Below are 12,261 nucleotides of genomic sequence, written 5' to 3'. Positions count from 1 at the left end.
GCAAAAAATTTTTATATGGAGCTTATAGGAAGCTTATAGGAAGCTTGAACGAATCTTGGAAGATAGATATAGGAATGTTACCGAAAGCCTTTGTACACCTTGGCTGAGCACTATAAGGTAGTTACACTTATGTTCTGTTATTGGTTTTTCTAAAAAAGTATTATCTTATAGAAAAATACGCCATTGCTTATTGATAAGGTAAGATTTGGCTATTTGCAATTATTTATTATCTTTGCCGAAAAATATAAACATATGAATATGAAGCGCTTTTTATCAGCTATCACACTCCTTGTTATGAGCCACTTAGCTTGGTCACAAAGTCCTAACATTTTAGACCCTGATTACCAAAACAGCCGTCCTAGCCCTTGGACTTATGGGGGAAATATAGGCATTGGCTACTCCACTTATGGATTGGGAATTGATGTATCGCCACGCTTAGGGTACAAAATCACTGAGGATTTGGAGCTTGCTGCTGTGGTGAATGGTTCTTTTCAAAACTCGGAATACTACCGCAGTTTGTTAGTGGGCGTAGGTCCTGCTTTAACCTATTACATAGGTAGGGTGGCGTATGTGAGTAGTTCTTATCAGCATTATTTTATCTCTCAGAAGCATAAAAGCACCAATTACAAATACAATACTGAGGAAGACGCCTTGTATGTGGGAGCTGGTTATATGCAAAATGTGGGGGGTAATGTGTATATACAGATAGGTGTGAGCTACAATGTGCTCTACAAGAAGGACAAAAGTGTTTTCAGCAGTGGTTTTATACCGAGTGTTGGGATAGTGATAGGACTTTAGTGTGAGCCACACAGTGAAGTGCGAGCCACACAGGCAATTAGCACGACAAATAGGTGTGAGCGAGTGAACAGTAGAGAAATTTATTTATTTATAATTGTTCATTTATAATTATTTTATACCTTTGCACCGAAAAACATAACAAGAGGACAAATTTGTACTGATTGCAACCTCTTGGGGTACTCCCCGAAAAATGCTAAAACAGTAATCTTTACTTGCTTTTCACGTCGGTTCCCCATTCTTCTTTACAATTGCGTCCTCTACTAAATCATAATTACCAATGGGATATTTATTCACCTCTGAGTCCGTTTCTGAAGGACACCCCGACAAAATCGCAGACCAAATAAGCGATGCTCTAATCGACAACTTTCTTGCTTTCGACCCTCATTCGAAGGTGGCGTGCGAGACTTTAGTTACTACCGGTCAGGTAATATTGGCTGGGGAAGTAAAATCGAACACCTACATAGATGTACAACAAATTGCGCGCAACGTGATTGAGAAAATTGGCTATACTAAAAGCGACTATATGTTTGAAGCCAAATCGTGTGGTGTGCTTTCAGCAATTCACGAACAATCGCCCGATATCAATCAGGGGGTAGACCGCGGTAACCCCGAAGAACAAGGGGCTGGCGACCAAGGAATGATGTTTGGTTATGCGGTAAACGAAACCGAAAACTATATGCCTCTTGCCTTAGACCTCTCGCACGCTTTGCTGAGAGAATTAGCCGATTTACGTCGTGAAAACAAAGAGATTACCTATTTGCGCCCCGATGCGAAAAGCCAAGTAACCCTTGAATACAGCGATGACAACAAACCGGTGCGCGTGAACACGATTGTGATTTCTACCCAACACGACGAGTTCGACACGGAAAAGAAGATGCTTCAAAAGATAAAAGAAGACATTGTGAACATTCTCATACCGCGTGTGATTAAAAAGTATCCTCAATATGCACCATTCTTTGACGACAAGATTATTTACCACATCAACCCTACGGGTATCTTCGTGATAGGAGGTCCTCACGGCGATACAGGCTTGACTGGTCGTAAAATTATCGTAGATACGTATGGCGGTAAAGGAGCTCACGGCGGAGGTGCTTTCTCCGGCAAAGACCCGAGCAAGGTAGACCGCAGTGCAGCTTATGCTATGCGACACATCGCTAAGAACTTAGTAGCCGCAGGAGTAGCCGATGAGATATTGGTGCAAGTGAGTTACGCCATAGGGGTAGCCGAACCTACGGGCGTGTACGTAAATACTTATGGTACAGCTAAGGTAAACCTCACCGATGGTGAAATAGCGAAGAAGATACAAGAAATCTTCCCTTTGCGTCCGTATGATATAGAACAACGCCTGAAACTACGCAATCCTATCTATAGCGAAACAGCATCTTACGGACATATGGGACGTACACCTAAGGTGGTAACCAAAGTGTTCTCGTCACCTTATCACAAGACAAAAACGATAGAAGTAGAGCTTTTTACTTGGGAAAAGTTAGACTTTGTAGAGAAAGTAAAAAACACTTTTTTTAATGATTAATGATTAGTGGTTAATGTCAATATTAATATAAAGAAGGCTGTCTGATATAAAACAGACAGCCTTCTTTTATTTTTTAGGAGGTGATATACAATGCAAATTAAATAATTGGAAGGGAGAATATATGATAGAAAAACGACTTTTCACTATCCAATATTCTCTCTTAAAGCTCTATTTGGTATTGCAATACAAAAGTACCTAAGCGAGTACTTACCTTTTTATCAGTAGCATCGAAGATAGGGCGGTTCTCATAGCCTAAGGAGAGTTTGCTTTTTTGTCCGTTAAAATAAGTATTCACGCCTACTGAATAAATATTCACGTTGCTGTTGAGGGCTTTATAGTTAGCAAATCGCCAGCCTGCATTGGGTTGTATACGGATATTACAATTTTCCCATTTAGGAAGCAGATAGCCTAATTGCAAGAATAAGGTACTACCTGTACCTATGGCGGGAGTAGCATTACCAGCCCCATTAAGAGAGGTTCCTCCTGCAAAAATGCTATTAGCACCCACACTTCTCACATAATCACTACCAAAATGAGTGCTGTTAAAGCCCAAATAAGCAGTAATAGCGTCGTTGCGTTCAGAAATAGGAGTATCTATAAAAAAGTCGATTCCTAAATTGAAGTAATCGCGATAGGAAGTATTAGTTCCATCAGTGATTTCTCTTATTTTAGCTTGATATTCATAGCCAATACCGAGATTCATTATGTGTTTAGTTCCTAAATAAGTGCCATTACCTCCGCTAGTAGGCAATTTGTTGCTCTCATCGTCCCAAAACTCATATTTTAGGTAAGAGGAAGTAAGCACTTTGGGTTGCCCTTTGCTATAATTAAAAGCTGTACGAACATTATCAGAGGGGGCAGGTGAATTTTGCAAAGACACAAAATAATCAATCTTTCCTAACTGACCTTTGGCGTAAACACCTATCCTACGCCCCATATCATCGAAATGATTAAGGGTGTTAAGATAATAAACGGAAGGGTCGAGAGTGAGCATAGAGCCGTTAGAGAAAGCGTTGGAAAAGCGCCCAGCTCCTGCAAAGGTGGTCTTGGCTACCCCAATGCTCAATTTTTCGCTAAAAGTATACTGACCGAGCACGTCAAGCAGACGGAAATCGGAGCTTTGGAGGGTACTTTGGTTGAGATTGTTATTTCCCATTAGGATATAGAACAACCATTTCTTTTCTACTTGGGCGAAGAAGCCTAAGCGATAACGCCTTACAGAAAGGTCGAATACCTTATCGGCAGGTTCACCTTGTACGGTAGTACCAGGGTTTGTTTCGGTAAGGCGAGCCCAAAACTGTCCACGCACAATACCTTGAATAAAAGTGTCGCCTTCTTCATCGAAATTATGACGAAGCAACTGAGCTGAGGCAGGAATTGCCATCAATAAAGCTACTAAAAATAGAATTCTTTTCATTTTATGGTATAATATTGGTTTAAAAAATATATTCTTAACGCAAAGTTTTTATTTAGCTTTAGGATTGGTAAGAGCCATTAAACTCACATCTATCAATTCCTTCAAGTTTTTATCGGAAGGCATTGGTGCATTGCTGTTGATGATATTACCCTGCGCATCGATAAGCATATAGCGAGGGATACTTCGCAAGTCGTATAAAAACTTATAAGTATCTTTCACTTCTGGGGTGGTATACAGATGAATACCACTTAGTTTATCATTCTTTACCATCTCTTTCCACGCTTCTTTATCACGGTCTACTGAAATACTGAGAAAGACAATAGGCTTACCTTTATAGGATTGCTGTAAGGCTTCTAAGGCGGGCAACTCTTTACGGCAATCAGGGCAATAAGTAGCCCATATATCTACAAATAGCAATTTGCCTTTGAGGGGTAAACTCTCATATTTCACTTCTTTATCGTTTAGGTCGGTAAGACCTTTAAAAAGAGGGAAAGGTTGTCCTGCTTTAAGTCGGTTTACTGTAGCAATGCGTCCTGAAAGAGCGTTTAACAGTTCGTTATCTTTTACTGCCTTTTGCACTAAGGCTATAATCTGTTCATTGGTAGTCTCAGCCGAGGTAGCCGATACACCTTCGATGAGCAAAGGGGTGAGGTCTTCTTTAATATTTTGTGATTTGAGCGTATTGAAATCGGCTAAAATCTTACCCCACGGGTCGTTGAACTCATATTGCACTTGATAGCGATAGATTTTCAGTTGGAAGCAATTATGCACTAAGGTTTTATAAGCATTATACGCATCGAAATCGGTAGCGTTATCTAAATCTACATCTTTAAAAGATTCTTCCAAGGCTTTGATAGCAGGAGCTTCTTCTTCGGTATATTTGCGATGATTCAGTAAATAAACAGAAGTAAGAGACAAGAGTTCGTATTGGTTCTCTTTCTCTTCTTTAACTATAAAATCAGAAGGTAATCCTTTAGCGTTAGCTAACACCTCAGCGCATTGTTTACTTATCGCTTGTAGGTTCTGCTGAAAAGCAACGGGGTTCTGCCCTAAAAGTTCATTTTGCTTTTCGGGAGTCTGCAAACCTATAGCTTCCTTTTGTTGCTGATACGCTTTTATAGCTTCTTCAGGATTGGTACAAGCACTCAATCCTAACACAATGAGAAATGCAATAAATAGTTGTTTCATAGCTTTAGAATTTAAAATAATGACAAAGGTATAATATTTTTTTGGAAATAGAAACTTTTTTTATGAATATTTAAATAATGGTTAATGATTAATGAAGGGGTTAAAAGGTAAAAGGTAAAGGGTAGTACAAGGGTAGGTACTATTAGCAAATTTGAAAATTAGTAAATGAGAAATGAAGTGTGAAAAGTTTTTAGAAGAAGAGAATAAGGTTGCAAATTGAAGATTATTGGAAGCTAGGAGGAACAAAAAACGGTGCGAGCCGCACGGGCAAATGAACAAAGAACGAACAAAATATCCTCTCCCCAACCCTCTCCCAAGGAGAGGGAGTGTTGTAACGGAAAAGTGAGACGAACAAATGACGAACAATGAACGAACAAAAGACGAACAATGAGTGGTCTTTCAGTGGCTCTACAGTAGCTCTACAGTGGCTCTACAGTGGCTCTACAGTGGCTCTACAGTGGCTCTACAGTGGGTCTACAGTGGCTCTACAGTGGGTCTACAACGAACAATGAACGAACAAAAAACGGTGCGAGTCGCACGGGCAAATGAACAAAGAACGAACAAAGAACGAACAAAGAACGAACAAAAGACGAACAAAAGACGAACGATGAACGAACAAAAGACGAACAATGAACGAACAATGAACGAACAATAAAAACGAAGAATGAACGAACGATGAATGGAGATAAGGTGAAGATAAGATGGAGATAAGATGAATATTGATTGTATTTTAGGGTAATATTGAAATAATTTTAATAGGTTTAGGCTAAAAAATATCATTGATTATTTATATTTCAAAAATATTTTGTACCTTTGCACTCGATTTAAGGAAATAGCACAATGAAGTATCAACAAAAGAAAAAAGCGGTATTGCTCCTTGCTGATGGCACTGCCTTTTATGGTAAAAGCGTTGGCTATGAAGGTACTGCTTTTGGCGAAGTGTGTTTCAATACGGGTATGACAGGCTATCAGGAAATATTTACTGACCCTTCGTACTTTGGTCAGATTATGGTGATGACCAATGCTCATATTGGCAATTACGGTATCTGTGAAGACGACAACGAATCGAATGGTATGAAAATTGCAGGGCTGGTATGTAGAAATTTTAGTTATGATGCCTCCCGTGCTGTTGCCGAGGAAACCTTGAAAGACTTTTTAGACCGTAACCACTTGGTAGCCATTTGTGAAGTAGATACTCGCGCTTTGGTGAGTTATATTCGTGATAATGGCTCGATGAACGCTGTTATTTCCACAGAAACTGATGATTTAGCACTGCTCAAAGCTCGCTTAAATGAGATTCCTAATATGAAAGGTTTAGAATTGGCATCGAAAGTGTCGGTTACTGAACCTTATTTTTTTGGCAATCCAGAAGCGAAGTACAAAGTAGCAGCGCTCGATTTCGGCATCAAGAAAAATATCTTGCGCAACTTGGCAGCCCGTGATATGTACATCAAAGTATTTCCGTACAACACGCCTTTGGCTGAGCTTAAAGCGTGGAACCCCAATGGCTATTTCTTGTCTAATGGTCCTGGCGACCCCGAACCACTCACCGAGGTGATTGCCCAAGTAAAGCAGATGATAGCAGAAGATTTGCCTATCTTTGGCATTTGCTTAGGACATCAGATTATTGCACTGGCAAACGGCATTAGCACTTACAAAATGCACAACGGTCACCGTGGTATTAATCACCCTGTGAAGAATTTGCTTACAGGTAAGGACGAGATTACCTCTCAGAATCACGGTTTTGCTGTGAATAGGGCAGAAGCAGAAGCTAACCCTAATATGGAAATCACGCATACCCATCTAAACGACAATACTGTGATGGGTTTACGAGTGAAAGGCAAGAAGTGTTTCAGTGTGCAGTATCACCCTGAAGCCGCTCCTGGTCCTAATGATGCGACCTATTTGTTCGACCAATTTGTGAAGCAATTGGAGAATTAGAAAATGTGAAAATTAGAAAATTACCCCCGAACCCCCGAAGGGGGACAAGCCGTGAAAAGGATAAGAAGAGTACAAAATATAGGCTAAAAACTAAGGACTAAACACTAACAATTAATATGAAAGAATTACTTACACCCGAAGCACTACTCACTAACCTAAAAGATGTACGTGCCCTCACCCGCAAGGTGATTGAGGCTTTTCCCGAGAAAGACCTCTTTGAGTTCAGTATTGCCAACTTGCGTCCGTTTTCAGGAATGGTAGAAGAGTTTTTGAGAGTTATGGACTATCTTTTTAAAGAGAGATTTCAGGAGCAACACACGCTTTTCTTAAAAGGAGCCTTTCCTACTACCAAAGCAGAAGTATTGGCTTTGTGGGATAGAGCTACTGAAATTCTCGACCGTGAATGGCAAAAAGTAGGTGATTATACCCAACCATTCACTATTTATCAAATGACTTTCAGCTTTGCCCAATGGATATTATACTTCATTGAAAACGAGAGTCACCATCGCGGACAAGGGTATACTTACCTCCGCGCTTTGGGTATCGAACCGCCTTTCTTTTGGGGAAGAGAAAGCTTTGGTAATTAGCAAATGAGAAAATTAGTAAATTAGCAAATTGTCTTATGTAGCTTTTGCATTACAAAATTTGCTAATTATCACATTGACTAATTTTCTAATTAAATTCGTAAATAATTAAATAACAAAATATATGAGTATTATTGTAAGCGTGCACGCACGTCAGATTTTGGATTCAAGAGGAAATCCAACCGTAGAAGTAGATGTAATGACCGAGAATGGTTTCCTTGGTAGAGCTGCTGTTCCATCAGGAGCATCGACAGGTGAATACGAAGCCGTTGAATTGCGCGACGGTGGTAAAAGTTATATGGGTAAAGGCGTACTCAAAGCCGTTGCTAATGTAAACGATATCATCGCAGAAGAAATCGTAGGTATGGACGTTTTCGAACAGAACCTTATCGACAAAACAATGATTGAGCTCGACGGTACTCCTAACAAATCTAAATTAGGAGCTAACGCTATTCTTGGAGTATCATTGGCAGTAGCAAGAGCCGCTGCTGAAGAACTCGGTTTGCCTTTGTACCGTTATGTAGGTGGGGTAAGTGCTCACACTTTGCCTGTACCAATGATGAACATCATCAACGCTGGGGCACACTCCGATGCGCCTATTGCTTTCCAAGAGTTTATGATTATGCCTGTGAACGCTAAGAACTTTTCACAAGCTATCCAAATGGGTTCAGAAGTGTTCCACAACCTTAAAAAGGTATTGCACAAAAAAGGATTGAGCACTGCCGTAGGTGATGAAGGAGGTTTTGCTCCTAACTTTAAAGACATCGAAGACGCTCTCGATTCTATTAAAGAAGCTGTAAAAGAAGCAGGCTACAAATGGGGTGAAGATATCAAAATCGCCTTAGACTGTGCTTCTTCTGAGTTCTACAAAAATGGCAAATACGATTATACTATCTTTGAAGGTGCTAAAGGTAAAGTACGTACTTCAGCTGAACAAGCTGACTACTTGGCAGAATTGGTAGCTAAATACCCTATCATCTCTATCGAAGACGGTATGGATCAAAACGACTGGGACGGATGGAAACTCCTTACTGACAGATTGGGCAAAAAAGTACAATTGGTAGGTGACGATTTGTTCGTTACTAACGTATCTATCCTTGAAAGAGGTATTGCCAAAGGTATTGCCAACTCTATTCTCATCAAAGTAAACCAAATCGGTACTTTGTCTGAAACTATCGCAGCCGTAGATATGGCAAACCGCGCTGGTTATACTGCCGTAATGTCTCACCGTTCAGGAGAAACAGAAGACAACACTATTGCCGACTTGGCAGTAGCTTTGAACACCGGACAAATCAAAACAGGTTCGGCTTCACGTTCTGACCGTATGGCGAAGTACAACCAATTGCTCCGCATCGAAGAATCTTTGGGTTCAGTAGCTTACTATCCTAAAGAAAAAGCCTTCAATGTAAAGAACTAATGTTTTAATATGATTAGGAGGGTGTTCGAGGGCACTCCTCGAACACCCATTTTTTTACCCTTAAAAGAAGTAAGTATGATGAAGAAGATATTATGGTTTTGTATGTTTTTATGTGTGACGACACTTGTAGCTCAGGAAACAGTGTTGCACGGACATATTTACAGTGTGCAAAACAATAAACCAATGCCTAATGTACACATCTTGAACCTCAATAAAGTAAGAGGTACTACTACCAATGACAAAGGTGATTTTAGTATCAGAGTAAGTGCTAACGACACGCTATACATTTCTTTTTTAGGGTATAAATCTACCAAGATACGCATAACAAACGATATGATAAAATATCAAGGGTTGAAAATAGGAATGACAGAGCTTGCTTATACTTTACAAGAAGTGGTTGTAACCCCTTATAAACTCACAGGTTATTTGGATATTGACGCTAAAAATGCACCTATCAATGACAATACGCGTTATAGCATTTCGGGGTTAGATATAGGTTATGAAAGTAGAGCTAGTGCAAGTGCTGTGGGTAGAGTGCTAAGTGCTGTAATGAACCCTGCCGACTTGCTGAGTCGCTCGTTTAGTGCCAAAGGGAAAGAAATGCGCAAACTGAGAGAGATGCGCAAAGACAACGAATTGAGCGATGCTCTTTCCACCCGTTACGACCGCGAAACCCTATTAGAACTTTTGCAAGTAGACCGTAGTGAGTTAGAAGATATCATTCGCTCTTGCAACTATTCTAACGATTTTATAATGACGGCAAACGACCTGCAAGTGCTTGAAGCCATCAGTCAGTGTTACGAAGAATATAGGGTTTTACACAAGAAAAAATAAAAAATATTTTGTCATTCCAAAAAATTGACGTACTTTTGCCCCGCTATTGATAAAATAGAGAGATAAAGTATTATTTTTAATAAGATTTTAAAGATTAACAAGCAATGAAAAGAACATTTCAACCTTCAAAGAGAAAAAGAAGAAATAAACACGGATTCAGAGAACGTATGGCAACTGCCAATGGTAGAAAAGTATTAGCACGCCGTCGCGCTAAAGGACGCAAAAAACTTACTGTATCCTCTGAGCCAAGACATAAAAAATAACAATTTTAATTGTTTAAAGATTAGTGGTTAATGATTAATGACTTGTGAAATTAATCATTAACCATTAATCATTTATCATTATTATGAAAATTACTTTCCTCGGCACAGGTACCTCACAAGGAATTCCCGTAATAGCAAGCAACCACCCTGTGGGGAAAAGTACCAACCCAAAAGATAAACGGTTGCGCACTTCGGCACTTATCAGTTGGGAAGATACCAATATTGCAATAGATTGCAGTCCTGATTTTAGACAGCAAATGCTCACCAACGATGTACAGCATTTGGAGGCTATACTGTTCACTCACGAGCACGCCGATCATACCGCCGGAATGGACGACATACGCCCTTTTGTACGCTTGCAAGGCGATATGCCCATCTACGGACTAAAAAGAGTAATCAATGAGCTGAGAGTGCGTTTTGGTTATATCTTTGCCACTGAAAACCGATATGAAGGAGCTCCCTCGGTAATACCTCACGAGGTAGACGAAGTGCCTTTTACTTTGTATGGTAAAACAGTTGAACCTATACACATAATGCACGGTAATTTGCCCATCGTAGGCTATCGGATAGAAGACTTGGGTTATATTACCGATGCCAAATATATAGACAAGAGCGAAAGAGAAAAACTACGAGATTTAGATGTTTTAGTATTGAATTGCCTAAGAGATGATGCGCACCCTACACACCTCAATTTAGCAGAAGCTTTGGAAATTATAGGAGATGTACAACCTAAGCGCACCTATCTCACGCACGTGAGCCAAACCTTTGGTTTTCACGATGAGATACAAAAAAGATTGCCTAAAAACGTATTTTTGGCATATGATAACTTAGTAATAGAATGTTAATATTTAGTTAATTATTAGGTGGGCGAGAAAAAAAAGTTTATTTTTGCCCTCGTAATCAAAAAACAATTAAAGATGAAAAAAATTGCACTTTTACTTGTAATGGCAGTATTGGTAATGGCTTGTAAGAGTTCTTCAGGCTCAATGACTGCAAAACCCAAAGAAACAAATATAGCTAATAAAGCTATTAAAGGTGAATGGACATTGCAATCCATCACATATAGTGAAAAAGGTAAATATGAAGTTACCTTGTTAAACGATACTTCCAAAGAATGCTTTGAAGGCAGTACTTGGAAATTCGTTCCGAATAACAACCGCGGACACTATACTATCAACGCGAGTGGTTGTTCAACAGGACAAAGAAACTTCATTTTTATTGTACAAGAGGTAGATAAATCAACAGGATACTATGATTTTCTGTTGAAACCTACTAATGAAAAATATGTTTCAGAAACTAAGCAAGGTATTCGTTTGCATTTGGCAAGTATTTCTGACAACTCAATGGTGTGGGAACAAACCGTGAGAGTAGATGGCAAACCTTTTGTTATCTCAATGAATTTTGTAAAATAATTAAAGATTAATACAAACAGAAGATGAAAAAAATCGTAGTTTTAGCCTTATCGGCAGCTGTATTGCTTACCGGTTGCGAGGCATACAACAACTCTAACAAAGCACAACGCGGAGCTGTAATTGGTGCTGCCGGTGGAGCTTTATTAGGAGCTATTTTAGGGAACAACGTAGGTAACGGACAAAACAGCGAACTCGGTGCTGTACTCGGTACAGTAGTAGGAGGTGCTGCAGGAGCTGTTATCGGTAACCAAATGGATAAACAAGCTAAAAAAATAGAAGAAGAAATCCCAGGTGCCGATGTTAAACGTGTAGACGATGGTATCGTGGTTACTTTCGACGAAAATAACGGAGGTGTATACTTTGATACTAATAAGTATAACATCAACAACAAATCAAGACAAACACTTGATAAACTATCTGCTATTCTTAAAGAATATCCTGATACTAATGTGATAGTAGCCGGCCACACTGATAATGTAGGTAAAGATGAGTACAACTTAGGTCTTTCACAACGCCGTGCACAAGCCGTTACTAACTATTTTAAAAGTAAAGGTTTAGCGGGTAGCCGTTTTACTACCAAATGGTATGGTGAAAGAAACCCTGTTGCAAGTAACGAAACTGCTGATGGACGAGCTAAAAACCGCCGTGTGAATGTAGTAATTGTTCCTAATGAAAAGATGAAAGCAGACGCTAAAAAACAGGCTGGAAACAAATAAAAATAGTTTGATACTTGGACTATACAAATGAGTGTTGAGAAGTACTTCTCAACACTCATTATTTTTTATTAAATATCTAAAACGAGAGATAAAAAAGAACGTTAGAAATATAACAATATCACTTCTAAATGACATTTTTTAATCTTCACTTTTCTCTTTT

Annotated in this window: 14 protein-coding genes; 12 read left to right on the top strand and 2 right to left on the bottom strand. The window is 39.4% G+C overall.

The window, feature by feature from the left end:
• Positions 1 to 183 precede the first annotated feature (183 nt).
• Together HMPREF1320_RS06520 and metK are read left to right on the top strand one after the other, a co-directional pair.
• Positions 184 to 798, top strand: a complete 615-nt coding sequence (locus tag HMPREF1320_RS06520) for a hypothetical protein (RefSeq protein ID WP_009417930.1) — start codon at positions 184 to 186, stop codon at positions 796 to 798.
• 277 nt (positions 799 to 1,075) lie between these two features.
• The gene (gene metK / locus HMPREF1320_RS06515; RefSeq protein ID WP_009418001.1) at positions 1,076 to 2,329 is read left to right on the top strand and encodes a methionine adenosyltransferase; all 1,254 of its coding nucleotides are present in this window, start codon (positions 1,076 to 1,078) and stop codon (positions 2,327 to 2,329) included.
• 160 nt (positions 2,330 to 2,489) lie between these two features.
• Here the strand turns inward: metK and HMPREF1320_RS06510 are convergent, their stop codons facing one another.
• Both HMPREF1320_RS06510 and HMPREF1320_RS06505 read right to left on the bottom strand, forming a co-directional pair.
• A complete protein-coding gene (locus HMPREF1320_RS06510; protein ID WP_009418071.1) occupies positions 2,490 to 3,746 on the bottom strand; it encodes a hypothetical protein in 1,257 nt (418 codons plus the stop codon).
• Positions 3,747 to 3,794: 48 nt separating this feature from the next.
• Positions 3,795 to 4,934 (bottom strand): TlpA family protein disulfide reductase, encoded by a 1,140-nt coding sequence (locus HMPREF1320_RS06505; RefSeq protein WP_009418107.1) that lies wholly within the window; start codon positions 4,932 to 4,934, stop codon positions 3,795 to 3,797.
• Positions 4,935 to 5,299: 365 nt separating this feature from the next.
• Here HMPREF1320_RS06505 and HMPREF1320_RS11545 point away from each other — a divergent pair, with 365 nt between their 5' ends.
• From HMPREF1320_RS11545 to HMPREF1320_RS06470, 10 genes are all read left to right on the top strand, one after another.
• Entirely contained in the window at positions 5,300 to 5,446 is a 147-nt protein-coding gene (locus HMPREF1320_RS11545) for a hypothetical protein (RefSeq protein WP_198006264.1), read from the top strand.
• The gene (locus HMPREF1320_RS11540; RefSeq protein ID WP_198006263.1) at positions 5,443 to 5,589 is read left to right on the top strand and encodes a hypothetical protein; all 147 of its coding nucleotides are present in this window, start codon (positions 5,443 to 5,445) and stop codon (positions 5,587 to 5,589) included. Before HMPREF1320_RS11545 ends, HMPREF1320_RS11540 begins: the two co-directional genes overlap by 4 nt.
• Before the next feature lie 185 nt (positions 5,590 to 5,774).
• Positions 5,775 to 6,875: a glutamine-hydrolyzing carbamoyl-phosphate synthase small subunit gene (carA, locus tag HMPREF1320_RS06500; protein ID WP_009417999.1), complete on the top strand. Its 1,101-nt coding sequence runs from the start codon at positions 5,775 to 5,777 to the stop codon at positions 6,873 to 6,875.
• A gap of 116 nt (positions 6,876 to 6,991) precedes the next feature.
• A complete protein-coding gene (locus HMPREF1320_RS06495) occupies positions 6,992 to 7,462 on the top strand; it encodes a DinB family protein (RefSeq protein WP_009418058.1) in 471 nt (156 codons plus the stop codon).
• Positions 7,463 to 7,583: 121 nt separating this feature from the next.
• Positions 7,584 to 8,876 (top strand): phosphopyruvate hydratase, encoded by a 1,293-nt coding sequence (gene eno, locus HMPREF1320_RS06490; protein ID WP_009417947.1) that lies wholly within the window; start codon positions 7,584 to 7,586, stop codon positions 8,874 to 8,876.
• 75 nt (positions 8,877 to 8,951) lie between these two features.
• Entirely contained in the window at positions 8,952 to 9,710 is a 759-nt protein-coding gene (locus HMPREF1320_RS06485) for a carboxypeptidase-like regulatory domain-containing protein (protein ID WP_009418141.1), read from the top strand.
• A gap of 104 nt (positions 9,711 to 9,814) precedes the next feature.
• Complete coding sequence (gene rpmH, locus HMPREF1320_RS11215; RefSeq protein ID WP_002669412.1) at positions 9,815 to 9,973, top strand: 50S ribosomal protein L34; 159 nt, start codon at positions 9,815 to 9,817, stop codon at positions 9,971 to 9,973.
• 83 nt (positions 9,974 to 10,056) lie between these two features.
• Positions 10,057 to 10,818 (top strand): MBL fold metallo-hydrolase, encoded by a 762-nt coding sequence (locus HMPREF1320_RS06480; RefSeq protein ID WP_009418142.1) that lies wholly within the window; start codon positions 10,057 to 10,059, stop codon positions 10,816 to 10,818.
• A gap of 72 nt (positions 10,819 to 10,890) precedes the next feature.
• Positions 10,891 to 11,385 (top strand): lipocalin family protein, encoded by a 495-nt coding sequence (locus HMPREF1320_RS06475; RefSeq protein WP_002673313.1) that lies wholly within the window; start codon positions 10,891 to 10,893, stop codon positions 11,383 to 11,385.
• A gap of 23 nt (positions 11,386 to 11,408) precedes the next feature.
• Positions 11,409 to 12,101, top strand: coding sequence for an OmpA family protein (locus tag HMPREF1320_RS06470; protein ID WP_009410919.1), 693 nt, complete (start codon positions 11,409 to 11,411; stop codon positions 12,099 to 12,101).
• Positions 12,102 to 12,261 lie beyond the last annotated feature (160 nt).

It is taken from the genome of Capnocytophaga sp. oral taxon 335 str. F0486, assembly GCF_000277665.1.
Taxonomy (GTDB): domain Bacteria; phylum Bacteroidota; class Bacteroidia; order Flavobacteriales; family Flavobacteriaceae; genus Capnocytophaga; species Capnocytophaga ochracea.
The sequence above is the reverse complement of the archived record's forward strand: the minus strand, read 5'-3'. Positions and strand labels throughout refer to the sequence as shown.

What these genes read in the sequence shown, in the direction of transcription:
- HMPREF1320_RS11545 (WP_198006264.1), top strand. Translation starts at nt 5,300, where the DNA reads ATGAACGAACAAAAGACGAACAATGAGTGGTCTTTCAGTGGCTCTACA.
- rpmH (WP_002669412.1), top strand. Translation starts at nt 9,815, where the DNA reads ATGAAAAGAACATTTCAACCTTCAAAGAGAAAAAGAAGAAATAAACAC.
- HMPREF1320_RS06470 (WP_009410919.1), top strand. Translation starts at nt 11,409, where the DNA reads ATGAAAAAAATCGTAGTTTTAGCCTTATCGGCAGCTGTATTGCTTACC.
- HMPREF1320_RS06475 (WP_002673313.1), top strand. Translation starts at nt 10,891, where the DNA reads ATGAAAAAAATTGCACTTTTACTTGTAATGGCAGTATTGGTAATGGCT.
- HMPREF1320_RS06485 (WP_009418141.1), top strand. Translation starts at nt 8,952, where the DNA reads ATGATGAAGAAGATATTATGGTTTTGTATGTTTTTATGTGTGACGACA.
- HMPREF1320_RS06510 (WP_009418071.1), bottom strand. Translation starts at nt 3,746, where the DNA reads ATGAAAAGAATTCTATTTTTAGTAGCTTTATTGATGGCAATTCCTGCC.
- carA (WP_009417999.1), top strand. Translation starts at nt 5,775, where the DNA reads ATGAAGTATCAACAAAAGAAAAAAGCGGTATTGCTCCTTGCTGATGGC.
- HMPREF1320_RS06495 (WP_009418058.1), top strand. Translation starts at nt 6,992, where the DNA reads ATGAAAGAATTACTTACACCCGAAGCACTACTCACTAACCTAAAAGAT.
- HMPREF1320_RS06505 (WP_009418107.1), bottom strand. Translation starts at nt 4,934, where the DNA reads ATGAAACAACTATTTATTGCATTTCTCATTGTGTTAGGATTGAGTGCT.
- HMPREF1320_RS06480 (WP_009418142.1), top strand. Translation starts at nt 10,057, where the DNA reads ATGAAAATTACTTTCCTCGGCACAGGTACCTCACAAGGAATTCCCGTA.
- HMPREF1320_RS11540 (WP_198006263.1), top strand. Translation starts at nt 5,443, where the DNA reads ATGAACGAACAAAAAACGGTGCGAGTCGCACGGGCAAATGAACAAAGA.
- eno (WP_009417947.1), top strand. Translation starts at nt 7,584, where the DNA reads ATGAGTATTATTGTAAGCGTGCACGCACGTCAGATTTTGGATTCAAGA.
- metK (WP_009418001.1), top strand. Translation starts at nt 1,076, where the DNA reads ATGGGATATTTATTCACCTCTGAGTCCGTTTCTGAAGGACACCCCGAC.